Source organism: Alloyangia pacifica, from assembly GCF_003111685.1.
In the GTDB taxonomy this organism is placed as follows: Bacteria; Pseudomonadota; Alphaproteobacteria; order Rhodobacterales; family Rhodobacteraceae; genus Salipiger; species Salipiger pacificus_A.
On record NZ_CP022189.1, the window covers coordinates 1,899,226 to 1,922,827 of the forward strand.

General features: G+C 67.5%; 26 protein-coding genes. 3 read left to right on the top strand and 23 right to left on the bottom strand.

Going from position 1 to position 23,602, the window contains the following annotated elements:
• Positions 1-23: 23 nt before the first annotated feature.
• From nuoG to CEW88_RS09200, 21 genes are all read right to left on the bottom strand, one after another.
• Positions 24-2,012, bottom strand: coding sequence for an NADH-quinone oxidoreductase subunit NuoG (nuoG, locus tag CEW88_RS09100; RefSeq protein WP_108966110.1), 1,989 nt, complete (start codon positions 2,010-2,012; stop codon positions 24-26).
• Between the two features lie 85 nt (positions 2,013-2,097).
• Positions 2,098-2,511: a DUF5333 domain-containing protein gene (locus tag CEW88_RS09105; RefSeq protein ID WP_108966112.1), complete on the bottom strand. Its 414-nt coding sequence runs from the start codon at positions 2,509-2,511 to the stop codon at positions 2,098-2,100.
• Positions 2,512-2,639: 128 nt separating this feature from the next.
• Positions 2,640-2,987: a hypothetical protein gene (locus tag CEW88_RS09110; protein WP_108966114.1), complete on the bottom strand. Its 348-nt coding sequence runs from the start codon at positions 2,985-2,987 to the stop codon at positions 2,640-2,642.
• A gap of 2 nt (positions 2,988-2,989) precedes the next feature.
• Complete coding sequence (locus CEW88_RS09115; RefSeq protein WP_159099584.1) at positions 2,990-3,385, bottom strand: DUF5333 family protein; 396 nt, start codon at positions 3,383-3,385, stop codon at positions 2,990-2,992.
• Between the two features lie 40 nt (positions 3,386-3,425).
• A complete protein-coding gene (nuoF, locus tag CEW88_RS09120) occupies positions 3,426-4,721 on the bottom strand; it encodes an NADH-quinone oxidoreductase subunit NuoF (protein WP_108966117.1) in 1,296 nt (431 codons plus the stop codon).
• A 3-nt stretch (positions 4,722-4,724) separates the two neighbouring features.
• Positions 4,725-4,943 carry a DUF5337 domain-containing protein gene (locus tag CEW88_RS09125; RefSeq protein ID WP_108966119.1) on the bottom strand — a complete coding sequence of 73 codons (219 nt, stop codon included), beginning with the start codon at positions 4,941-4,943 and terminating at the stop codon, positions 4,725-4,727.
• A 67-nt stretch (positions 4,944-5,010) separates the two neighbouring features.
• A complete protein-coding gene (locus tag CEW88_RS09130) occupies positions 5,011-5,745 on the bottom strand; it encodes an endonuclease (RefSeq protein ID WP_108966121.1) in 735 nt (244 codons plus the stop codon).
• Between the two features lie 27 nt (positions 5,746-5,772).
• A complete protein-coding gene (gene nuoE / locus CEW88_RS09135; RefSeq protein ID WP_108966123.1) occupies positions 5,773-6,654 on the bottom strand; it encodes an NADH-quinone oxidoreductase subunit NuoE in 882 nt (293 codons plus the stop codon).
• A gap of 94 nt (positions 6,655-6,748) precedes the next feature.
• Complete coding sequence (locus CEW88_RS09140) at positions 6,749-7,087, bottom strand: hypothetical protein (protein ID WP_254694377.1); 339 nt, start codon at positions 7,085-7,087, stop codon at positions 6,749-6,751.
• Positions 7,084-8,304 carry an NADH-quinone oxidoreductase subunit D gene (locus CEW88_RS09145; RefSeq protein WP_108966124.1) on the bottom strand — a complete coding sequence of 407 codons (1,221 nt, stop codon included), beginning with the start codon at positions 8,302-8,304 and terminating at the stop codon, positions 7,084-7,086. The genes CEW88_RS09140 and CEW88_RS09145 overlap by 4 nt, the downstream gene beginning before the upstream one ends.
• A complete protein-coding gene (locus CEW88_RS09150) occupies positions 8,304-8,915 on the bottom strand; it encodes an NADH-quinone oxidoreductase subunit C (RefSeq protein WP_108966126.1) in 612 nt (203 codons plus the stop codon). The genes CEW88_RS09145 and CEW88_RS09150 overlap by 1 nt, the downstream gene beginning before the upstream one ends.
• 17 nt (positions 8,916-8,932) lie before the next feature.
• A complete protein-coding gene (locus CEW88_RS09155; RefSeq protein WP_193989024.1) occupies positions 8,933-9,550 on the bottom strand; it encodes a NuoB/complex I 20 kDa subunit family protein in 618 nt (205 codons plus the stop codon).
• Positions 9,541-9,906 carry an NADH-quinone oxidoreductase subunit A gene (locus tag CEW88_RS09160; RefSeq protein ID WP_108966128.1) on the bottom strand — a complete coding sequence of 122 codons (366 nt, stop codon included), beginning with the start codon at positions 9,904-9,906 and terminating at the stop codon, positions 9,541-9,543. Before CEW88_RS09160 ends, CEW88_RS09155 begins: the two co-directional genes overlap by 10 nt.
• Before the next feature lie 367 nt (positions 9,907-10,273).
• Positions 10,274-11,065, bottom strand: a complete 792-nt coding sequence (locus tag CEW88_RS09165; RefSeq protein WP_108966130.1) for a crotonase/enoyl-CoA hydratase family protein — start codon at positions 11,063-11,065, stop codon at positions 10,274-10,276.
• A 27-nt stretch (positions 11,066-11,092) separates the two neighbouring features.
• Positions 11,093-11,947, bottom strand: coding sequence for a hydroxymethylglutaryl-CoA lyase (locus CEW88_RS09170; protein ID WP_108966132.1), 855 nt, complete (start codon positions 11,945-11,947; stop codon positions 11,093-11,095).
• A 74-nt stretch (positions 11,948-12,021) separates the two neighbouring features.
• Positions 12,022-12,684 (bottom strand): glutathione S-transferase family protein, encoded by a 663-nt coding sequence (locus CEW88_RS09175; RefSeq protein WP_108966133.1) that lies wholly within the window; start codon positions 12,682-12,684, stop codon positions 12,022-12,024.
• A complete protein-coding gene (locus CEW88_RS09180) occupies positions 12,681-14,621 on the bottom strand; it encodes an acetyl/propionyl/methylcrotonyl-CoA carboxylase subunit alpha (RefSeq protein ID WP_108966135.1) in 1,941 nt (646 codons plus the stop codon). The genes CEW88_RS09175 and CEW88_RS09180 overlap by 4 nt, the downstream gene beginning before the upstream one ends.
• 135 nt (positions 14,622-14,756) lie before the next feature.
• Complete coding sequence (locus tag CEW88_RS09185) at positions 14,757-16,361, bottom strand: carboxyl transferase domain-containing protein (RefSeq protein WP_108966137.1); 1,605 nt, start codon at positions 16,359-16,361, stop codon at positions 14,757-14,759.
• Positions 16,358-17,932, bottom strand: a complete 1,575-nt coding sequence (locus CEW88_RS09190) for an AMP-binding protein (protein ID WP_108966138.1) — start codon at positions 17,930-17,932, stop codon at positions 16,358-16,360. Before CEW88_RS09190 ends, CEW88_RS09185 begins: the two co-directional genes overlap by 4 nt.
• A complete protein-coding gene (locus CEW88_RS09195) occupies positions 17,929-18,231 on the bottom strand; it encodes a hypothetical protein (RefSeq protein WP_108966140.1) in 303 nt (100 codons plus the stop codon). The genes CEW88_RS09190 and CEW88_RS09195 overlap by 4 nt, the downstream gene beginning before the upstream one ends.
• 5 nt (positions 18,232-18,236) lie before the next feature.
• Entirely contained in the window at positions 18,237-19,400 is a 1,164-nt protein-coding gene (locus CEW88_RS09200) for an isovaleryl-CoA dehydrogenase (protein WP_108966142.1), read from the bottom strand.
• A gap of 159 nt (positions 19,401-19,559) precedes the next feature.
• On the opposite strand from CEW88_RS09200, the gene CEW88_RS09205 reads away from it, so the two are divergent.
• On the top strand, positions 19,560-20,042 hold the full coding sequence (locus tag CEW88_RS09205) for a pyridoxamine 5'-phosphate oxidase family protein (RefSeq protein WP_108966144.1): 483 nt from the start codon (positions 19,560-19,562) through the stop codon (positions 20,040-20,042).
• 20 nt (positions 20,043-20,062) lie between these two features.
• Entirely contained in the window at positions 20,063-20,530 is a 468-nt protein-coding gene (locus CEW88_RS09210; RefSeq protein ID WP_108966146.1) for a CreA family protein, read from the top strand.
• Positions 20,531-20,548: 18 nt separating this feature from the next.
• Here CEW88_RS09210 and CEW88_RS09215 read toward each other — a convergent pair whose 3' ends face one another.
• Both CEW88_RS09215 and dksA read right to left on the bottom strand, forming a co-directional pair.
• Complete coding sequence (locus CEW88_RS09215) at positions 20,549-21,718, bottom strand: FAD-dependent monooxygenase (RefSeq protein ID WP_108967681.1); 1,170 nt, start codon at positions 21,716-21,718, stop codon at positions 20,549-20,551.
• Positions 21,719-21,826: 108 nt separating this feature from the next.
• Positions 21,827-22,249, bottom strand: coding sequence for an RNA polymerase-binding protein DksA (gene dksA, locus CEW88_RS09220; protein ID WP_108966148.1), 423 nt, complete (start codon positions 22,247-22,249; stop codon positions 21,827-21,829).
• A 271-nt stretch (positions 22,250-22,520) separates the two neighbouring features.
• Between dksA and CEW88_RS09225 the strand changes: the two genes are divergently transcribed.
• Entirely contained in the window at positions 22,521-23,360 is an 840-nt protein-coding gene (locus tag CEW88_RS09225) for an AAA family ATPase (protein WP_108967684.1), read from the top strand.
• Positions 23,361-23,602 lie beyond the last annotated feature (242 nt).

Below are 23,602 nucleotides of genomic sequence, written 5' to 3' on the forward strand. Positions count from 1 at the left end.
AGGGATATCCGCGTGCGCATGGCTCACTCGGCGGCCATGGGCGCGTCGCGGCGCGCCTTTGCGTTCGCCGAAAGCTCGGCCATCAGAACCGAGGCGCGGGCGATCGGGTTGCTCAGCCAGAAGTCCTTGACCGCGTTGCGGAAGGAAGCCTCGCCCAGCTTGTCGGTCTCGAGCGGGGTCCATGCGTTTTCCGGCACCACGTCGATCTGCGCCAGGTGCGGCACCGCGGCGACCAGCGCCTGACGAAGCTGCGCGAGGCTGTCCCACGGCAGGGTCTTGCCGACCTCGGCCGAGAGCGCGCGCAGGATCGCCCAGTTTTCTTTCGCCTCGCCCGGCGCGAAACCGGCGCGGAAGGCGAGCTGCGGCCGGCCCTCGGTGTTGACGAAAAGACCGTTCTCTTCGGTATAGGCAGCGCCCGGCAGGACCACGTCGGCGCGATGCGCGCCACGGTCACCGTGCGAGCCCTGGTAGATCACGAAGGCACCTGCCTCGATCTCGATCTCGTCGGCGCCAAGGTTGTAGATCACGTCCGCATCCTTGGTGGCCGCCTCCAGACCGCCCTCGGTCACCGCGCCCACGTCGAGCGCGCCGACGCGCGAGGCTGCGGTGTGCAGCACCAGGACCTTGCCGGTGAGCGCCTGCGCAGCGGCCAGCACGGCCAGACCGTCGGCCTCGCGCAGCGCGCCCTGCCCCACGATCACGATGGCATCGTCGCCAACCTTCGCATCGGCGAGCGCCGCGCGGTCCGCGCCGAGGTGCGTCACGTCGTAGGTCAGGTCGGCGGCCTCGCCGATCAGCTTGACCTCGGCGCCGGCGATCCAGGCCTTGCGGATGCGGGCGTTCAGCACCGGCGCCTCGTCGCGCGGGTTGGTGCCGATCAGCACGATTTCCTTTGCCGTGTCGATTTCCTCGATCGCCACGTTGCCCACATAGGCCGAGCGGTTGGCGGCCGGCAGACGCGCGCCGTCGGTGCGGCATTCGACCGAACCGCCGAGCGCTTCGATCAGCTGCTTGAGCGAGAAGGCCGCCTCGACCGGGGCGAGATCGCCGACAAGGCCGGCCACCTTCTTGGCCCCCTTCAGCGCCGTGGCCGCGGCGGCGAGCGCCTCGGGCCAAGTGGCGGGCTTCAGCTTGCCGTCCTTGCGGATGTAGGGCCGGTCGAGACGCTGACGGCGCAGGCCGTCCCAGACGAAGCGGCTCTTGTCCGAGAGCCATTCCTCGTTCACCCCGTCATGGTTCCGCGGCAGGAAGCGCATGACTTCGCGGCCCTTCGTGTCGACGCGGATGTTGGAGCCGAGCGCGTCCATCACGTCGATGGACTCGGTCTTGCTCAGCTCCCACGGGCGGGCGGTGAACGCATAGGGTTTCGAGACCAGCGCGCCCACCGGGCACAGATCGATGATATTGCCCTGCAGGTTGGAGTCGAGCGTCTGGTTCAGATACGAGGTGATCTCGGCATCCTCGCCGCGCCCGGTCTGGCCCATCTGGGTGATGCCCGCCACCTCGGTGGTGAAGCGCACGCAGCGGGTGCAGGAGATGCAGCGGGTCATATGGGTCTCGACCAGCGGACCGAGGTCGAGATCCTCGGTGGCGCGCTTCGGCTCGCGGAAGCGCGAGAAGTCGACACCATAGGCCATGGCCTGGTCCTGCAGGTCGCATTCGCCGCCCTGGTCGCAGATCGGGCAGTCGAGCGGGTGGTTGATGAGCAGGAACTCCATCACCCCCTCGCGGGCCTTCTTCACCATCGGCGAGTTGGTCTTCACGACCGGCGGCTGGCCCTCGGGGCCGGGTCGCAGGTCGCGGACCTGCATGGCGCAGGAGGCCGCGGGCTTGGGCGGGCCGCCGACCACCTCGACAAGGCACATGCGGCAGTTGCCGGCGATGGACAGGCGCTCGTGGTAGCAAAAGCGCGGCACCTCGATGCCGGCTTCCTCACAGGCCTGTATCAGGGTCATCGACCCGTCCACCTCGATCTCGGTGCCGTCGATGACGATCTTACGAAGGTTGGTCATTGGCATTTTCCCATGACTGGTGACACACGCGACGCGCCCGCCGCCTGCGGCGGGGCGCTGGGGGATATGCACGTCGCGTGTCGCATCATTTCTCCCTCAGGAGCGCACCGATGGCGCTGCCCCTTGCAATTTCCTCGCGGCCGACGCGGCAGAGCCCCGCGGTGTCGTCCGCAGCGACGCCGCGCGCGGCCATATAGGCCACACCCTCGGCGCGCATTTTCTTCTTCTCGGCCTTCGAGGTGACGTAATCCTCGATTTCCTCGTTGCTGTAGCCAAGCGCACGCGCCCGCTTCTTCAGCGCGTGGAGGGTGCCCATGGCCGTCAGCATCCGGGCACTGATGTCGTCGCAGCGGTTGCGGATCTCGTCGGCGATGCCGACGGCCAGCAGCCCGTCGTGAATCTCGCGCACCTCGCCGAGCGGCGGCTTGGCCATCGCGACGGAGGGCAGCGCGAGCGCTCCCAGCAGGCTGGCGAAGACGGCGGTTCTGAGGTTGCTCATATCATCTCTCCATTGGCGCAGTACGGAGGGCGCCGAAAGGCGGACTCCCTCGCCAGGGGATGTGGGGCCGGGGCCGGTGGCTATGCAATAGCCGCCGGGAAGACCCGCCCATATGAGCATGCTCCCACTCATTCCACGCAGCGCCCGCGCAGCACGAGATCGCTGCCCGAGAGCACCGGCTGCCGCCGCACCGCCGCGGGGTCCATCGCCCAGGCGATGTCCGAGGTGCCGAGGTAATGGATGCAGTACTTGGTGCCCTCGTAGATCCCGGCATCAGCCGCCGCATAGGGCGCGCGGGCAGCATTGCTGATCGTGACGACGAAGTTCGCGCGATCGTCGCCCACCGGCTTTGCCCCGCCGCGAAACTGCAAGCCGCCGAACTCGGGATCATCCTTGCTCGCCCCGCAGGCGGCGAGCAGCGTGGCGAGCGCCAGCAGGCTGCCGATCCGGACGAGCGATCCGCTGTGAGGTCCCATGGTCATCCCTTCTTCAGCGTCAGGCCCAGGTCGGACCCCGCCGCGATTTCTTGCGCGCCGACGCGGCACAGGCTCTGCGGCTGGCCCCTCTCGACGCCCTTGCGGGCCAGCGTCTCGTCGATCTCGACCGACAGCGCCCCGAAGTCCTGCGCCCGGAAAGCCGCCTCGAGCTCGGCCCGGTCGACGCCCTGCTCGGCCATTTCCTCGGTCGCACGGTGTGCCGCTCCGCCCCAGCGCGACGGGGCAAGGTAGATGCCCTCGTCGTGGCAGGCGTCGGCAATGCGCTCGGCCATGGAGATGGTCACCACGCGCTGCTCCCAGCGGTTCGCGACAGAGCCGCCCGCAAAACCGTTGCCCGAAGGCGTGGCTGCGCAGCCCGCAACCACGAGCGCTGTCATCAGACCAAAACCACCGCGTACCATCGTCACCCGCATCAGATCACTCAGCCGCCATGGCGCCCATGCGCCCGGTGCGCTTGGCCTTGATCCGATCCTCGATCTCTTCGCGGAAGTGACGGATCAAACCCTGGATCGGCCAGGCTGCCGCGTCGCCGAGCGCGCAGATCGTGTGGCCCTCGACCTGCTTGGTGACGTTGAGCAGCATGTCGATCTCCTCGACCTCCGCATCGCCGCTCACCAGGCGATCCATCACCCGCATCATCCAGCCGGTGCCCTCGCGGCACGGCGTGCACTGGCCGCAGCTTTCGTGCTTGAAGAACTTCGACAGGCGCCAGACGGCTTTGATCACGTCGGTGTTCTGATCCATGACGATCATGCAGCCGGTGCCGAAGGACGACTGGTTCTGACGCATCCAGTCGAAGTCCATGATGGCGTCTTCGAGCTTGTCCTTGGGCAGGATCGGGCAGGACGCGCCGCCGGGGATGATCGCCTTGAGATTGTCCCAGCCGCCGCGGATGCCGCCGCCGTGCTTTTCGATCAGCTCGCGCACCGGCAGCGACATCTGCTCTTCGAAGACGCAGGGCGTGTTCACGTGGCCGGTCAGGGCGAAGAGCTTGGTGCCCGCGTTGTTCTGCCGCCCGAAGGAGGAGAACCAGGTCGCGCCGCGGCGCAGGATGGTCGGGGCGACAGCAATGGATTCGACGTTGTTCACCGTGGTCGGGCAGCCGTAGAGGCCCGAGCCCGCCGGGAACGGCGGCTTCATCCGCGGCATGCCCTTCTTGCCCTCGAGGCTTTCGAGCAGCGCGGTTTCCTCGCCGCAGATATAGGCGCCCGCGCCGTGGTGCAGGTAGAGATCGAAATCCCAGCCCGAGCCGGCGGCGTTCTTGCCCAGCAGGCCCGCGTCGTAGCACTCGTCGATCGCCGCCTGCAGCGCCTCGCGCTCGCGGATGTATTCGCCGCGAATGTAGATGTAGCTCGCATGCGCGTTCATCGCGAAGGAGGCGATCAGCGCGCCCTCGATCAGCGTGTGCGGATCGTGGCGCATGATCTCGCGGTCCTTGCAGGTCGCGGGCTCGGATTCATCGGCGTTGATCACCAGATAGGCCGGGCGACCATCGCTTTCCTTGGGCATGAAGGACCACTTGAGGCCGGTCGGGAAGCCCGCCCCGCCCCGACCGCGCAGGCCCGAGGCCTTCATCTCGTCGATGATCCAGTCGCGGCCCTTGGCGATGATGCCGGCCGTGCCGTCCCAATGGCCACGCTTCTTCGCCCCGGCGAGGGAGCGGTCTTGCATGCCGTAGAGATTGGTAAAGATCCGATCTTCGTCCTTCAGCATCGCTCAGTCCTTGTCTTTCCGGCGTGACCGCCAGAGCCCGTAAATCATCCAGATCGCCGTCCCGAACCCGGCCAGCGCGGCCAGGTCGAAAAAGGCCCTCGTGCGCTGGGTCCAGCCCAGCATCTCGCCCGCGACCGTCGCGGCGATCCAGGCCAGTCCGGTCCCGGCAATGACAAGCGCGGTGATGCGCCCCTGCCGGTTGTGCTGGTCCTGTCCGCTCATCTTCGGTCCGGTTCCTTTGTCCCGCGCCGCCGGGCTGTCCCGGCGGCACCTTCATTCCTGCGGCGGGTCAGTAGACCTCGCCATCCTCGACACGCTTGGAGAACTCGGTCTCCCCGCCCGCCGCGAGTATCCTGGCCTGCCCGATCCAGTCATCGCGCGAGACCCGGCCGCGGAACCCTTTCAGGTTCTCATCCATCCATGCGACCTCGGCCGAGCTCCAGCGCGCGATCTGGTCGAAATGGTAGATGCCCAGCTCGTGCAGCAGCGACTCAAGCTTGGGCCCAACGCCCTTGATTTCCTTCAGGTTGTCCGCGCTGCCCGAGCGCGGCTGCGCCAGCGCCACGGGCTGCGAGCCCCCTTCGTTTTCATCCGCCACCGCTGCCGGAGCCGCGGCGGGGGTCTTTTCCTTTGCCGTCTCCGCAGCCGCGGCCGGGGTCTTTTCCTCCGCCGCAGCCGGGGCGGGCTCGGGCGCCTTCTCGGCCTTGGCCTCGGGGGCCTCTGCCGGAGCTGCCATCAGCGGCGCTGGGGCCGCCGGTGCGTGCTCGGGGACCGCAGGCACCTCGCCCTCGACCGAAGGCGTCAGCCGCGAGATTGGCGAGCGCTCGCCCAATTTCGGCACCGGGGCGCAGGAGAGCCAGATGAAGAGAGAGCCGAGCAGGCCGGTCGCGAGAAGACCCAGCAGCAGCGCCGCCACGATCCCCTTGTGCCCACCCAGCGCGAAGAGCGCGACGACGAGGCCGATCACGGCCGCTGATATCCAGCTCTTGCGGGTGCATCCGTCCTGCATCGTCACGTCTGTCATCTCTCTCTCCCTGGCTATGTCATTGGATCAATCGTCGTTGTTTTCCTTACCCAGCGGCTTCGGCTCTGCAGGCTCCGGGTCCGACTTCACATCGGCCGCCGGGGTCACCGGGGCCTGACGCTTGTCGATGCCGGTCTCATCGGCCGGGGCCCCTTCCGAGAGCTTCGGTGTATGGGTGTTAGGGCTTGCATCGCCCTTCTCGTTCGAGCGGTCGCGCCAAGGCGCGCGCAGCGGCACCTCGGTGCCGTCGATGCGCTTGATCGTGTCGCCAATCTCGGTCGCCAGCGCGACGGAGGCATTGAGCGTCTCGTCCTTGTCGCCGGTCAGCACCACCGGGCCGCCGAGCGGCTCGGAGCCGAAGCGGCCATTCTGCGGGCCGGGCGCGGGCACATTGCCGGCCGCCATGGCATCGAGAATCTCGGCCAGCTTCTCGCCGGTCAGGTCCTCGTAGTAATCCTTGCCGATCTGCGCCATCGGCGCGTTCGAGCAGGCGCCGAGGCATTCGACCTCTTCCCAGGAGAACTTGCCGTCGGCGGAAACCTCATGCGGCTTTGCGGCGATCTTGGCCTTGCAGACCTCCATCAGTTCGCCAGCGCCGCAGATCATGCAGGACGTGGTGCCGCAGATCTGCACGTGCGCCACGCTGCCCACCGGCTGCAGCTGGAACATGAAGTAGAAGGTCGCCACCTCGAGCGCGCGGATGTGGGCCATGCCCAACATGTCGGCGACATATTCGATGGCGGGCCGGCTCAGCCAGCCCTCCTGTTCCTGCGCCCGCCACAGCAGCGGGATGATCGCACTGGCCTGACGGCCTTCGGGGTACTTGCTGATCTGCGCCTCCGCCCAGTCCATGTTGGCGGGCGTGAAAGCGAAGCTCTCGGGCTGTTCGTGATGAAGACGGCGCAGCATGGGCAAACGGACCTTCGGTTCATGTCATTGGCCGGGGGCGGAGGCGCCGCCGCGGCGTTGGGACGGGGCCGGTGCCCCGCCGCTCTTTATTCTGTCAGCCCGCCGCTGTCTCGGCGGCCTCTGCGTCAGCCACCGGTTCGGCGGACACCGCCGGCGCGCAGCTTCCGGTCACCAGGCGCACGCCGCCGGTTTCGCTGGGCACGGCCTCTTCGGTCTTGACCTTGTAGGCGGCGATCTCCTGCACCTGCGTGCGGCTCAGGCCGCTCTGCAGCTCGACCGGCTGGTAGTCGCTCTCGGACACCAGCTCGCAGCCAATCGAGGTCACGGCGTCGTCCCAGGCCATGAGGTCCTGCTCGTCGGTGCCCTTGGGGGGCATGGCACAGGCGGCCAGCAGGCCAAGCGCGCAAAGCGCGGCGGAAACACGGATCATCATCGGTCAACCTCTCCGAACACGATGTCGAGCGAGCCGAGGATCGCCGCGACGTCGGCCAGCTGGTGGCCCTTGCAAATATAGTCCATCGCCTGCAGGTGCAGGAAGCCGGGCGCGCGCAGCTTGGCGCGGTAGGGCTTGTTGCTGCCGTCGGCGACTAGGTAGACGCCGAACTCGCCCTTGGGCGCCTCGACACAGGCGTAGACTTCGCCCGCAGGCACGTGGAAGCCCTCGGTGTAGAGCTTGAAGTGGTGGATGAGCGCCTCCATCGAGGTCTTCATCTCGGACCGCTTCGGCGGGGTGATCTTGCCGCGCGCCAGCACGTCGCCCTGGTTCTCGGGCAGCTTCAGCTTCTCGCAGGCCTGGACCATGATCTTCACGCTCTCGCGCATCTCGGCCATACGCACGAGGTAGCGGTCGTAGCAGTCGCCGTTCTTGCCGACGGGGATCTTGAAGTCGAACTCGTCGTAGCACTCATAGGGCTGCGCGCGGCGCAGGTCCCAGGCAAGGCCGGAGCCGCGCACCATGACGCCCGAGAAGCCGTGCTCCTGGATGTCCTGCTCAGTCACCACGCCGATATCGGCGTTGCGCTGCTTGAAGATGCGGTTCTCGGTGAGCAGATCGTCGATGTCCTGCAGGCGGGCCGGGAACTGCTCGCACCAGGCGGCGATGTCGTCGATCAGCTCGGGCGGCAGGTCCTGGTGGACGCCGCCGGGCCGGAAGTAGGCCGCGTGCAGACGCGCGCCGCAGGCCCGCTCGTAGAAGACCATCAGCTTCTCGCGTTCCTCGAAGCCCCAGAGCGGCGGCGTCAGCGCCCCCACGTCCATGGCCTGCGTGGTGACGTTCAGCAGGTGGTTCAGGATGCGCCCGATCTCGCAGTAAAGCACGCGGATCAGCTGGGCGCGGCGCGGCACCTCGACCTTGCACAGACGCTCGATCGCCAGCACCCAGGCGTGTTCCTGGTTCATCGTGCCGACGTAGTCGAGCCGGTCGAAATACGGCAGGTTCTGCAGGTACGTGCGGCTCTCCATCAGCTTCTCGGTGCCGCGGTGCAGCAGGCCAATGTGCGGATCGCAGCGCTCGACGATCTCGCCGTCTAGCTCGAGCACGAGGCGCAGCACGCCGTGCGCTGCCGGGTGCTGCGGGCCGAAGTTGATGTTGAAGTTGCGGATCTTCTGTTCGCCCGAGAGGGCGTCTTCGAAACCTTTGGAGCCGTCCATCACTTCGCCCCCTCCTCAGCCTTTTCATCGCCGGGCAGCACGTATTGCGCGCCTTCCCAGGGAGACATGAAATCGAACTGGCGGTATTCCTGCACCAGCTTCACCGGCTCGTAGACAACGCGCTTCAGCTCTTCGTCGTAGCGCACCTCGACATAGCCCGTGGTCGGGAAGTCCTTGCGCAACGGGTGGCCGCGGAAGCCATAGTCGGTGAGGATGCGGCGCAGGTCCGGGTGCCCCGAGAAGAGGATGCCGAACATGTCGAACACCTCGCGCTCGAGCCAGTTGGCCGACGGGTGCAGCGCGGTGATCGACGGCACGATCTCCTCCTCGCGCACCGAGACGCGCAGGCGGATGCGATGGTTCTGGTACATCGACAGGAAGTGATAGACCACGTCGAAGCGCTTGGGGCGGTTCGGGTAGTCGACCGCGGTGATGTCGACCAGCGTCGAGAAGCGGCAGGTCGGATCGGCCCGCAGAAACTCCACCAGCCCGGCGATGTTCGCCGGGGCCACGTCCACGTTCAGCTCGCCGTGGGTGACGTCCCAGGCGATCACGCAATCGGGGCGCTTGACCTCGATGTGGGCGCCCAGCTCGTTCAGTGCTTGCGTCATTGCATCCCCTCCCGCGCTCAGCGCACGATCGTGCCGGTGCGGCGGATTTTCTTCTGCAGGGCCATGAGCCCGTAGAGCAGCGCCTCGGCTGTCGGCGGGCAGCCCGGGACGTAGACGTCCACCGGAACGACCCGGTCGCAGCCGCGCACCACGGAATAGCTGTAGTGATAATAGCCGCCGCCGTTTGCGCAGGAGCCCATCGAGATCACGTAGCGCGGCTCGGGCATCTGGTCGTAGACCTTGCGCAGCGCCGGGGCCATCTTGTTGGTCAGCGTGCCGGCGACGATCATCAGGTCCGACTGGCGCGGCGAGGCGCGGGGCGCGGTGCCGAAGCGCTCGAGATCATAGCGCGGCATCGAGGTCTGCATCATCTCGACGGCGCAGCAGGCCAGACCGAAGGTCATCCAGTGCAGCGAGCCGGTCCGCGCCCAGTTGATCACGTCATCGACGGAGGTCAGCAGGAAGCCCTTGTCCTGCAGCTCGCGGTTCAGCGCCTGCGTCGCGACCTCGCGGTCGCCCCCGGCAGTATTGAGCCCGTAGGCGACCGGAGCCGAGGGAGCGGACTTGATGCGCGGCCCCTGCCGGCCATCGCCCTGAACCTCTGTCACCAGCGGCGTCTCGTCGGTCACTCCCATTCCAGGGCCCCTTTCTTCCATTCGTAGGCAAAGCCCGCGGTCAGCACCGCAAGGAAGGCCATCATCGACCAGAAGCCCACCATGCTCACATCCTTGAAGGCGGTGGCCCAGGGGAAGAGGAAGGCGATCTCGAGATCGAAAATGATGAAGAGGATCGAGACCAGGTAGAACCGGACGTCGAACTTCATCCGCGCGTCGTCGAATGCGTTGAACCCGCATTCATAGGCCGAAACTTTCTCCGGGTCGGGCCTGCGCACCGCCAGCACGACGGCCGCGAGGATGAGCACCAGACCGAGGCCCACGGCGACGGCGAGAAAAACGAGGATGGGAAGATACTCCCGCAGCATCTCGTCCACGATGTGGCTCCTTTGCGAGGCGCACCGCTTAGCGGCACGGAGACCATGGCTTTGTTGCCTTGCTGTGAGTGACTTATCGCCGAGTGCGAGCCGGGTCAACAACCGCTCAAGATATTCACGGATGCCGAAAATGCTTTCACGACAATGAGATACTTCGCATTCCGCAAGGTAATCACTGATGTTTCGGCATTTTTTCCGTCGACCGTTGCATACATTCTCCGCGCAGAGGCAGACTCACCCACCCCGCGCTGCCAAAGAAAGCGCCATGATCACGGAAACGAGATCTGATTGTCCTCGCTGCGGGCCGGCCACGGCGGAAACCCGCACACGCAGCGCGGCGCGCGGCCGCCCTGCGGCACCAGCCAGCTCAGTCCCGCTTCGGCGCGGCCCAGGGCGCCGGACGCTTGTCGAAGAAGGCGGCGATGCCCTCCTGCGCCTCGTCAGTCTCCCAGCGCGCGGCCAGCGCGTCGATCGCCATGTCCACCTGCGCGGGCGTGACCTTTCCGGCCAGCGCGGTCAGCAGCGCCTTGCTCTCGCGCACCGCATCGGGGGCGCAATCGAGATAGGGGGCGATCTCCGCCTCCACCGCCGCATCCAGTGCCTCGGGCGCGACGACTCGGTTCAGCAGGTCGAGCGCCTGCGCCTCTTGCGCGCCGAAGATGCGGGCACTCATGAAGACCGCCCGCGCCTTGGTCCCGCCCATGCGGGCGATCACATAGGGGCCGATATTGGCGGGCAGCAGGCCAAGCCGCGTTTCGGTGAAGCCGAACTTCGCGCCCTCGACGCCGACCACAACGTCGCAGACAGAGATCAGCCCCATGCCCCCGCCAAAGGCATTGCCCTGCACCTTGCCGATTAGCGGCTGCGGCAACGCGGCCAGCGCGCCGAGCGCCTCGGCGATGCGCCGCGACTCGCGGCGGCGGGTGTCACCATCCATCTCGAACTGCTGGCGCATCCATGCCAGATCGCCGCCGGCGCAGAAGCTCGCCCCCTCCGCCGCCAGCACCACCACGCGGACGCTTTCTTCCGCCGCGAGCGCCCCGGCGGCCGCCACCAGCTCGGTCATCATCTGCGCCGAGAGCGCGTTGTGCTTCTCGGGCCGGTTCAGCACCAGCTCCGCCACGCCGCGCGCGTCGATGCGCGTCTCGATCAATGCCATCTCAGGTCTCCCTTGCCGCCCCGCGGCTCATCCGTTGCGCATCCCGCGCGCCAGTGCCGCCGCCTCGTCCAGCACCGCGCGGTCGAGCCCGGTTTCATATCCAAGCGCCGCCAGCCTGTCCGCCACCGCCTCGGTCGCCACGTTGCCCGCCGCCCCCGGCGCATAGGGGCAGCCGCCAAGTCCGCCGACCGCCGCGTCGAAGACCCGCAGCCCCATGGCCAACGCCGCCTCGACATTCTCGAGCGCCCGCCCGCCGGTGTCGTGAAAATGCCCGGCGAGCTGCGCCGGAGGCACCCCCTGCGTCACCGCCTGCAACATCGCCGTCACCGCCTCGGGGGTCGCCCGGCCGATCGTGTCACCCAGCGAGATTTCGTAGCAGCCCATGGCAAGCAATGCCTGCGCCACCTTCGCCACCTGCTCCGGCGCCACCATCCCGTCATACGGGCATTCCACCACGCAGGAGACATAGCCCCGCACAGGCAACCCCGCCGCCCGCGCCGCCTCTGCCACCGGCGCGAAGCGCTCGAGACTCTCGGCGACGGAGGCATTGATATTGGCGCGGCTGAAGCCTTCCGAGGCCGAGCCGAAGATCGCCACCTCGTCGACCTTCGCCGCCAGAGCCGCCTCGAGCCCCTTCATGTTCGGCGTCAGCGCGGCGTAGCGCACCCCCGGCGCGCGGCGAATGCCGGCCATGACCTCCGCCGAGGTCGCCATCTGCGGCACCCACTTGGGGCTGACAAAGCTGGCGCATTCGATGCGCCGGAACCCCGCGCGGCTGAGGCAGTCGACCAGCGCGATCTTCTCCGTCGCCGGAATCAGCCGCGCCTCGTTCTGCAGGCCATCCCGCGGCCCCACCTCGAAGATCTCGACAAACTCGCCCATCGTCCGCCCCTCCCCGGCCCTTCTTCTCTCTCAAGATACGCACGGCGCGGCCTCTGCCGCACGCGCAGCGCCGCTCAGCTGGCTGGCATCTCCCACGCCGGATAGAAGTCCCGCGTGTAGAGCCGCGCGCCCTCCTCCGGCAGGCAGCGCCGGAAGGCGTCGCGGGTGGTGATCCGCGCGTACCAGTCCTCGAGCCGTGTCAGCCCCTCGATGCTGCGGAAATGGCGCCCGATGTAGACCGCCTGACCCACCGCGATATCCACCGCCGAGAACCCCTGCAGCAGATGCTCGCCGCTCTGCGCCAGCCGCGCCTCGATCGCCTCGAAGCACTTGCCGAGCCGCGCCGCCTCGAGCTGCATGATCACCGGCGAGCGCATGGCATCCTCGCGCAGCATCAGGTGCTGCTGGGTGAGCGCCGCGCAATGCTGGCTCATGGTCTCGGCAAAATGCAGCCAGACAAGGTAATCGCGGCGCTCGGCGTCGCCCCGTGTCCGCCCCAGCCGTTTCTCGGGGTAAAGCTCGCAGAGGTATTCCATGATCGCGCCGGATTCGAACATCGTCTCGCCGCCGATCTCCAGCGCCGGCACCCGTCCGGCGGGGGACCGCGCCAGGTAGTCCTCGCGCCGCAGCGACTTGTCGAAGCGCTCACTCACCAGCTCGTAGGGCAGCCCCAGTTCCTCAAGCAGCCACAGCACCCGCATCGAGCGCGACTGCGGCACGTGGTGGAGGCGGATCATGCCTCTTCCTCTTCTAGACGGATCAGCGCTGCCCCGGCCTCGACCTGCGCCCCCGCCTCGACCAGCACCTCGGCGACGATGCCGTCGCGCGCGGCGCGCAGCGTGTGCTCCATCTTCATCGCCTCGAGCAGCGCCAGACGGTCGCCCGCGGCGACCTGCGCCCCCGGCTCGGCAAAGACTGCGACCACCTTGCCCGGCATCGGCGCCTCGACGAGGTTGCCCCCCGCGCCTGCCTCAGCGGCGCGGTCGAGCGGCTCGACGAGGTCGAAGCGCAGCCCGTAATGGGCAAAAACCGTAACGTGGCCATCCTCGCGGAAATGCCCGGCGGCGGGACGGCCGTCGAAGCTCCAGCGGCCCTGCGAGCGGGCGGCGAGCACCGTCGCGCCGGGCACGTCGATCTCGACCATGTCCGCGCTGCGCACCCGCAGCACGCAGGGCAGTTCCTCCTCGCCCCGGCGCAGCAGGACCGAACGCGCCAGCGGCGCCCAGAGGGTGAAGCCCATGTCCCAGCCCGCGGCACCGTCGAGACCGGCCAGCACCAGCGCCGCCTCGGCCACCACCTGCGGCGCCAGTTCGGGCACCGAGACCAGCGCATCGAGATCGCGCCCGATCAGCCCGGTGTCGACCTCGCCCGCGGCGAAGCCCGCGTGCTCTGCCAGCGCCCCGAGGAAGGCAAGGTTGGTCACCGTGCCCGCCACCCGCGTGTGCCGCAGACCCTGCGCCAGCCGGCGCAGCGCCACGGCGCGGGTCGGCCCGTGCACGATCAGCTTGGCGATCATCGGATCGTAATGCGGCGAGATCACATCCCCCGAGCGCACGCCGCTGTCGGCGCGCACATCCTCGGGGAAATCGAGATGAGCCAGCCGCCCGGTAGCGGGCAGGAAGCCCGCCGGCACGTCCTCGGCGTAGAGCCGTGCCTCGAAGGCATGGCCGGCAATGCTCAGCTCCTCCTGCGTCAGCGGCAGCGGCTCGCCGCCCGCCACGCGCACCTGCCATTCGACGAGGTCAACGCCGGTGATCGCCTCGGTCACCGGATGCTCGACCTGCAGGCGGGTGTTCATCTCCATGAACCAGAAGCCGTCGGGCCGCAGCCCCTGCGAGCCGTCGACGATGAATTCCACCGTGCCCGCGCCCTTGTAGCCGATCGCCTCGGCGGCGCGCACCGCGGCGGCCCCCATGGCGGCGCGCATCTCAGCGCCCATGCCCGGCGCGGGCGCCTCCTCGATCACCTTCTGATGGCGCCGCTGCAGCGAGCAGTCGCGCTCGAACAGATGCACGGCCGTCTCGCCATCGCCGAACACCTGCACCTCGATGTGACGCGGCGCGGTGATGTATTTCTCGATCAGCACCGCCTCGTTGCCGAAGGCGCCGCGCGCCTCGGCCCGGGCGCCCTCGAGCGCCGCCGGGAAGTCCCCCGCCGTCTCGACCAGCCGCATGCCCTTGCCGCCGCCGCCCGCCACGGCCTTGATCAGCACCGGGTAGCCGATCGCCTCGGCCTCCTTGGCAAGCCGCGCCGGGTCCTGATCCTCGCCGAGATAGCCCGGCACCACCGGCACGCCGGCCGCATCCATCAGCCGCTTCGCCGCGTCCTTGAGCCCCATCGCCCGGATCGCCGAGGCCGAGGGGCCGACGAAGATCAGCCCCGCCGCCTCCACTGCCTCGACGAACTCGGGGTTCTCCGAAAGGAAGCCATAGCCGGGATGGATCGCCCCTGCTCCGGTCGCCAGCGCCGCCTCGATGATGCGCTCGCCCCTCAGGTAGCTCTCGGAAGGCGCCGCCCCGCCGATGCAGACGGCGAGGTCCGCTTCGGCCACGTGCCGCGCGCCCGCATCCGCCTCGGAATAGACCGCGACGGTCCTCAGCCCCAGCGCCCGGGCGCTGCGCATCACCCGGCAGGCGATCTCGCCCCGGTTGGCAATCAGCAGGGTGTCAAACATCGCCGCCTCCGTCTCCGCGTCCCGTCATCTTCATTCTTCTAGGCCCAAGTATCCCGGGGGAGTCGCCGCAGGCGACGGGGGCAGAGCCCGCTCTCTTCATGAGGGCAGAGCCCTCGCACGTCCAAGACCACCCCATCACATCCGGAACACGCCGAAGCGCGTCTCCTCGATCGGTGCGTTGAGCGCCGCGCTCAGCGACAGCGCCAGCACCGCGCGAGACTTGCGCGGGTCGACGCATCCATCGTCCCAGAGCCGGGCCGAGGCGTAGAGCGGGTGCGACTGCTCTTCGAACATGTCGATGGTCGGCTGCTTGAAGGCCGCCTCCTCCGCTTCGGACCAGCTGCCACCCGAGCGTTCGATGGCATCGCGCTTCACGGTCGCCAGCACCCCCGCCGCCTGCGCCCCGCCCATCACCGAGATGCGGCTGTTGGGCCAGCTCCACAGGAACCGCGGCTGGTACGCGCGCCCTGCCATGCCGTAGTTTCCCGCCCCGAAGGAGCCGCCGACCAGCATGGTGATCTTCGGCACGTTGGTGGTCGCCACCGCGGTCACCATCTTGGCGCCATGGCGGGCGATGCCCTCGTTCTCGTATTTGCGCCCGACCATGAAGCCGGTGATGTTCTGCAGGAACACCAGCGGGATGCCGCGCTGCGAGCAGAGCTCGACGAAATGCGCGCCCTTCTGCGCCGCCTCGGAAAAGAGCACGCCGTTGTTGGCGATGATCCCCACCGGGCACCCCTCGACATGGGCAAAGCCGGTGACCAGCGTCTCGCCGTAGCGCGGCTTGAACTCGTCGAAGCGCGAGCCGTCGACCAGCCGGGCAATGACCTCGCGGATGTCGTAGGGCGTGCGCAGGTCGGCGGGCACCACGCCGAGGATCTCCTCGGGATCATAGGCGGGCGCCTCGGGGGATTGCCATTCGACCCCCGCCGGTTTCACCCGGTTGAGCCCGCCCACCGCGCGCCGCGCCAGCGCCAGCGCGTGGGCATCGTCCTCGGCGAGGTAGTCGGCCACGCCCGAGAGCCGGGTGTGCACGTCGCCGCCGCCAAGCTCCTCGGCGCTGACCACCTCGCCGGTCGCCGCCTTCACCAGCGGCGGTCCGGCAAGAAAGATCGTGCCCTGCTCCTTAACGATGATCGTCACGTCCGACATGGCCGGCACATAGGCCCCTCCCGCGGTGCAGGAACCCATGACCACGGCGATCTGCGGGATGTTCTTGGCGCTCATCCGCGCCTGATTGTAGAAGATGCGGCCAAAGTGGTCGCGATCGGGAAAGACCTCGTCCTGGTTGGGCAGGTTCGCCCCGCCGCTGTCGACGAGGTAGATGCAGGGCAGATGGTTTTCCTCAGCGATTTCCTGCGCGCGAAGGTGCTTCTTCACGGTCAGCGGGTAATAGGTACCGCCTTTCACCGTGGCGTCGTTGCAGACTACCATGACCTCGCGACCCATGACACGGCCGATCCCGGCGATCACCCCGGCGCAGGGCGCGTCGCCGCCGTAGATGCCATGCGCCGCCGTGGCACCGATCTCTAGAAAGGGCGCGCCCGGATCGAGCAGGTTTGCGACGCGCTCGCGGGGCAGCATCTTGCCGCGCGAGACGTGGCGCTCTCGGGCTCGTTGCCCGCCGCCCGCCGCCGCCTGCGCCGCCGCCTGCTCGATCACCCGCAGCGCCTCGAGATGGCCGGCGCGGTTGGCCTTGAACGCCTCGGAGGACGGGATGGCCTGGGATTGCAGTTTCATGTGTCCTCCTGAACCTTTGGGCGACCCGTTTCCTGCTCGGCCTCAGCCGTGGCGCGGGCCTTCAGCTGCTTGCGGATCACCTTGCCGGTGACCGTCATGGGCAGCGCCTCAAGAAACGATATTTCCCTTGGGCAAGAATAGGTTGCCAACCTTTCCTTCACCCAGGACTTCAATGCGTCGGCGTCCGCCTCGGCGCCATCTTTCAGCACGACATAGGCCTTGACGATCTCGGTGCGGAGCGGATCGGGCTTGCCGACCACGCCGACGGTCAGAACCGCCGGATGGGTGATCAGGCAATCTTCGATCTCCGCCGGGCCGATGCGGTAGCCGGCGGAGGAAATCACGTCATCCTCGCGCCCGAGGAAGCGCAGGTAATCGCCCTCCCAGGTGCCGCGATCCCCGGTCAGCAGCCAGTCGCCGCGGAACTTCTCCGCCGTGGCCTGTGGATTTTTCCAGTATTCCAGCATCATCGAGGCCGACCCCCGGCGGACCGCCACGTCACCTTCACCCCCGGTGGGCAGGCCTTCGGGGTCAATCACCGCGATCTCATGGCCCGGCACCGGCTTGCCGATACAGCCGGGGCGCGGATCGAAAAGCGTGCCGGCCGAGCTCGCCACCATGTTGCACTCGGTCTGGCCGTAGAACTCGTTGATGGTCAGGCCAAAGGCGTCTCGACCCCAGGCCAGCATCTCGGCGCCGAGCGGTTCGCCGCCACTGGCGACGGAGCGAAGGCCCGGGATACGCGCATCCGACGCCTTCAGTATGCGCAGGGCCGTGGGCGGAAAAAACACATTTTTTACAGAGTGTTCCACGCAGATATTCGCGCACTCCGAGACCTCGAACTTGGCCATGCGCGCGGCCACCACGGGGACCCCGAGCGCCAATCCAGGCATCGCCACGTCGAAGAGCCCGCCGATCCAGGCCCAGTCCGCCGGCGTCCAGAGTACATCGCCGGGCTGGCCGAGCCGGTCGTGGCTCATCTCGACTCCCGGCAGGTGCCCCATGAGCACCCGGTGGCCATGCAGCGCGCCCTTGGGTTTGCCAGTGGTGCCGCTGGTGTAGATGAGGATCGCCGGGTCCTCGGGACCGGTGTCGGCGATCGCGCTCTCGGAAGGCTCCACAGGAAGATCGGTGATCACCTCCAGATCGAAGGGTGCCAGCATCCCGACCCCCTCCTCATCGGTCACCACCACCCGCGCCCCGCTGTCGCCGAGCCGCGAGCGCAAGGCGTCCTCGCGGAAGAGCTTGAAGAGCGGCACCGAGATCGCGCCCATCCGCCACGCCGCGATATGCGCCGCGGCGCAAAGCGGTGATTGCGAGAGCAACACCCCCACCCGGTCGCCGCGCCCGGCGCCCCGCGCCTCGAGCGCGGCCTGCACCCGGCGCGATAGCAGCGCCAGCTCGCCATAGGTCACCGGGCCGCGGCCATGCTCGAGGATCGCCACCCGGTCCGGCGCCAGCGCCGCCCAATCGTCGCAGACCTGCGCCGCCATGTTCAGCCGTGGCGGGATGCGCCAGTCGAAACGCGCGCGCATCTCCTCGTAGGTGCCTTCGGGCAACAATGGGTTCATGTCTGCGGCCCCCTCCTGACCCGCGCGTGAAGGATGCGCCCCAGCCGGTCCATCTCGTAGACATGCGCCAGATCCTCCCGCGCGCAGGTCACCACGATCCAGACCGGCGCCTCTCCGGGGCGCCCCGTGCAATCGCTTCTCGCGGCCCCCTCGGGGCCGGTCTCGGCGTAGAGCGTGGCGGCCGTGGCAATCGCCTCGGTTTCCGTCAGCTCTGCCGCCTGCGTCCCGGCGCGGTAGGCCACCAGTGCCACCAGCGCGAGAAGCGCCAGCGCAGGGGCATACCAGAGCGACCGGGACATCCTTCTCAGCCCATCGCGTTCATCAGCTCGCGGCCCACCAGCATCCGGCGGATTTCCGAGGTACCGGCTCCGATTTCCATCAGCTTGGCATCGCGGAAGAGCCGCGCCACGGGTGCATCGGCAAGGAAGCCCGCGCCGCCCATCGCCTGCACCGCCTGATGCGCCTGCACCATCGCTTGCTCGGAGGCATAGAGGCAGCAGGCCGCGGCGTCCTGCCGGGTGACATCGCCGCGGTCGCAGGCCTTGGCGACCTCGTAGACATAGGCGCGGGCCGAGTTCATCGCCGTATACATGTCGGCGATCTTGCCCTGCATGAGCTGGAAATTCCCGATTGGCTGGCCGAACTGTTTGCGCTCGGCCATGTAGGGCATGATCTCGTCGAGACAGGCGGCCATGATGCCCGTGCCGATGCCCGCGAGCACGACGCGCTCGTAGTCGAGCCCCGACATGAGGACCCGCACACCCTTGCCCTCTTCGCCGAGGATGTTCTCGAAGGGCACCTCCACGTCGTCGAAAATCAGCTCGGCGGTGTTCGAGCCGCGCATCCCGAGCTTGTCGAAATGCGGCGAGGTCGAAAAGCCGGTCATGCTCTTCTCGATGAGGAAGGCGGTGATCCCCTTCGACCCGGCGTCGGGATCGGTCTTGGCGTAGACCACCAGCGTATCGGCGTCCGGCCCGTTGGTGATCCAGTACTTGTTGCCATTGAGGATGAAGCGATCGTTCTTCTTCTCGGCGCGCAGCTTCATGCTGACCACGTCCGATCCGGCGTTCGGCTCGGACATGGCAAGCGCGCCGACATGCTCGCCCGAGACCAGCCCGGGCAAATATTTCGCCTGCTGCTCGGGTGAGCCGTTGAGCTTGATCTGGTTGACGCAGAGGTTGGAATGCGCGCCGTAGGAGAGCGAGACCGAGGCCGAGGCGCGGGCGATCTCTTCGACCGCGATGACATGCGCCAGATAGCCCATGCCCGCCCCGCCGAACTCTTCGGGCACGGTGATGCCCAGAAGGCCCAGCTCGCCCATTTCACGCCACAGCTCGTTCGGGAACGCATTGTCCCGGTCGACCTGCGCCGCCATCGGCTTGACCCGCTCCTGCGCCCAGCGATGCACCATCTCGCGCAGCGCGTTGACGTCTTCTCCAAGGTCAAAGGTCATGACCGCGTTGAACATAAGCTCGCCCCTCCCCGGCGGTTATTGAACGCTTGTTCATATCTAATCCCGCCACACGTCAGCCGTCAACAGCAAAGGCGTGTCACCCTGCCGTGATCCCAAGGAACGGCGCCGCCGAAAGCGCGTTGAGGCGATGACAAAACGAAAAGGAGCGACAAGATGGCCAAGGATGACATGAGCGAGCTCAAACAGGACTTCTGGAAACAGCTGAAAGATGTGCGCGCCGGGCTGCTGGCGGCGGACGGCGAACGCCCGGTGCCGATGGCACCGCATGCCGACAAGGAGGAGAATGCCATCTGGTTCATCACTGCCAAAGGCTCGGCTGCGGACCGCGCGGCCAAGAGCAGCGGAGAGGTGAGCTTCCACGTCGCCGACACCAAGGCGCATCTCTACGCCAATATCTACGGCACGGCGGAAATCTCGAACGACGAGGAGAAGCTCAACGAGATCTGGAGCGTGGTCGCCGGCGCATGGTTCGAGGACGGGCGGGACGACGAGGCTGTGCAGCTGATCAAGATGACGCCGAAAGAGGGAGAGGTCTGGGTGAGCAACGGCGGCGCAAGCTTCCTTTACGAGATCGCCAAGGCGCAAATGACGGATGACACGCCCGACGTGGGCGCGCATGGTCGGGTGGTGTTCTGATAATTCCACGGAGACCCGCCATGAAACCCGCCCTCCTCGCGCTGCTGTGTCTGCTGCCCTCTGTGACGCTTGCAGAGCAGGTCGGGGAGGTCGGCGTTGACTGGGTCGGCAACGACATCGAGATCGATGCAATTGCCGACCCGAAGGTGGAGGGCGTAACCTGCCACATCGCCTATTTCGATCGCGGCCTTCTGGACCGGTTGTCCAAGGGCAACTGGTTCGAGGATCCGTCCAATGCCTCGATCTCCTGTCGGCAGACGGGCCCGATCCTGATCGGCGACATTGACCGCGACAAGGATGGCGAGGACGTGTTCCGCACCTCGCGCTCGATCATTCTCAAGTCGCTGCGGGTGAAACGCATCTACGACGACAAGAACCAGACGTTGATCTACCTCGCCCATGCGGCGGAGCTGACCGAGGGCTCGGCCAAGGTCTCGCTCTCGACGGTGCCGCTTTATGGCACCGATGCGAAATGGGCCGACGAATGAGCGCCTGAGGGTAACGCCTCAGGCGACGCGTGTCGCGTCGTAGCCATAGATCCAGTCGAACTGACCGAGCATGCGCTCTGGCGCGAGGCGGCCGAGCATTCCCATGCCAAGGTGCGCAACCCCGCGCACCAGCGGGTTCCTCAGGTGATATTTCCAGGCATTGCCCGTCGCGGCCGACACGATCCTGTCGCAGCGGTCCCGGCGCAGCCCTTCGTAGCGCGCCAGCGCTGCCTGCCGGTCGTCGATGGACGACAGGCAGCAGGCAAGCACAAAGGCATCCTCCAGCGCCATGTTCGCCCCCTGCGCCATGAACGGCAGCGTGGGGTGCGCCGCATCCCCGAGGAGCGCCGTGCCCTCGCCGTACCAGCGCCGCGCCACGGGGTGGCGGAAAAGCCCCCAGAGCCCGGGGCGGTCCACCGCGGCGAGAAGTTGCGGGACATCGCCGCCGAACCCGGCAAAGGCTGCGCGGAGGTTGGCCGGATCGTCGAATTGCGACCAGCCTTCCTCGGTCCAGCCGCGGCGCTCTTCGGCGGCCACGAGATTGACCATCCTGCCGCCGCGCAGCGGGTAGCTCACCAGATGACGCCCCGGCCCCATGTGGACCCGCGCCTCGGGCGGATGGCCGGTGAGATTGGGCACCACAGCGCGCCAGGCGACCTGGCCGGTGAAAAAGGGCGCCGCCACGCCGTTGAGCGCGCTGCGCAGCACCGAGTGCAGCCCGTCGGCGCCGACCACCAGGTCGGCGGAGCAGGAATCGCCATTGGCCATCTCAAGCCGCGCCGGCGTGCCCGGGTGCACCGCCGAGACCTTCTGCAACAGCCGCACCTGCGCGCCCGCCTCGCGCGCCGCCTGCGACAGCAGTCCGATAAGGTCGGCGCGGTGGACGAAGTGATACTCCGAGTCCGCCGGGAGCCGGCCGAGATCGAGCCGCAGCACCTCGGCGCCCCGACGATGGTCGCGCAGCGACACCGCCCGGGCCCGGCAGGCGCCGGCGCGCAGGTCGTCGGCCAGACCCAGGGCCGCGATGACCCGCAGCCCGTTGGGGCTGATCTGCAGGCCCGCGCCGACCTCCGAGATCGCCTCGGCCTGCTCCAGCACGCGCACCTCGAAGCCGCGTTGGCGCAGCGCCAGCGCCGCGGCGAACCCGCCGATGCCCCCTCCGATGATCGTGACTGACTTGCCCGGCACGCCGCCGCTCCCGCTAAAGGCGAAAAAGGAAAACGCCGGAGCCAATGGCCCCGGCGTCCTGTCTTGTCAAGCTATTACACCCCGACCGCTGGCCGGGACACCGCCGGGTCAGTCGTCGCGATGCACCTTCTCACGGCGTTCGTGGCGCTCCTGCGCCTCGAGGCTCATGGTGGCGATCGGACGCGCATCCAGCCGCTTGAGGCTGATCGGCTCGCCGGTCACTTCGCAGTAGCCGTATTCTCCCTCCTCGATCCGGCGCAGCGCCGAGTCGATCTTGGAGACCAGCTTGCGCTGACGGTCACGGGTGCGCAGTTCAAGCGCGCGGTCGGTCTCTTCGCTGGCACGATCGGTCACGTCGGGAATGTTCCGGGTGGCTTCCTGCAGCGCCTCGATCGTATCGCGGCTTTCGGCGAGGATGTCGTTTTTCCATGCGAGCAACTTGCGGCGGAAATACTCCGTCTGACGCTCGTTCATGAAAGGTTCGTCTTCGGCCGGACGGTAATCGTCGGGCAGAAAAGTCTCGGACTTCATTTCTGCTCCCTCTTCATAACCGGTGTCCGGCGAGGAAATCCTGACCGGAACCGGTACCCCTTGCGAGGCTGCTGTTATCCTACCCACCCCCCCATGTCACTACACAATGGGATAGGTCGCGGACGAATCTTCGGCAGCTGCCCATTTTGTAACCGCCGTGTGACAGCGCCTTTCCAAAGCGGCTTCAAAGGCCGCTTGAAGCGAAGTTTGCGGGGCTCTATCCCTCTCTGGGACAGACGCGGAGGAGCGCCCCATGACCGAGCAGCCCAGCCTGAACTTCCAGGGCACCGAGGCCTATGTTGCCACCGAGGATCTGACCATGGCGGTCAACGCCGCGATCACCCTCGAGCGGCCACTGCTGGTCAAGGGCGAGCCGGGCACCGGCAAGACCGAGCTGGCACGGCAGGTCTCTCTGGCGCTCGGCCTGCCGATGCTCGAATGGTCGATCAAGTCCACCACCCGCGCCCAGCAGGGGCTTTACGAGTACGACGCCGTCAGCCGCCTGCGCGACAGCCAGCTCGGCGAGGAACGCGTGCATGACATCGGCAATTACATCCGCAAGGGCAAGCTCTGGCAGGCCTTCGAGGCGCCGGGCAAGGTGGTGTTGCTGATCGACGAGATCGACAAGGCCGATATCGAGTTCCCCAACGACCTGTTGCAGGAACTCGACCGCATGGAGTTCCACGTCTACGAGACCGGAGAGACGGTCCGCGCCCGCCAACGCCCGATCGTCATCATCACCTCGAACAACGAAAAGGAGCTGCCCGACGCCTTCCTGCGCCGCTGCTTCTTCCACTACATCCGCTTTCCCGACGAAGAGACCCTGCGCCGCATCGTCGAGGTCCACCACCCCGGCATCAAGCCCGCCCTGCTGACCGAGGCTCTGACCCAGTTCTACGAGCTGCGCGAACAGCCGGGGCTGAAGAAGAAGCCCTCGACCTCCGAGGTGCTCGACTGGCTCAAGCTGTTGCTGGCCGAGGACCTCGACGCCGCCGATTTGCGCCGCGACGGGGCGGACGCCCTACCCAAGCTGCACGGCGCGCTCTTGAAGAACGAACAGGACGTCCATCTTTTCGAGCGGCTCGCTTTCATGGCCCGGCGGCAGCGCTGAGTCCCTGCCGCCGTGCCTGCCGCCGTGGAAGATTCCTGCGAATGCGCGCACCAAAACGTCGCGAATCCGTGTCCCCTGCGCCTCAGAACTGGCTGAAACGGCCCTTTTTGCCGCCCAAACCCCCTACAGATTGACCTTTCCCGTCTGTTTCCGGTACAAGCCCGCATCATGGCTGCCCTCTGGCGGCTTTTTCGGGCCATCCGGGCCCTTCATCAGACGCGCGGGCCACGTTCAAGAGTCCG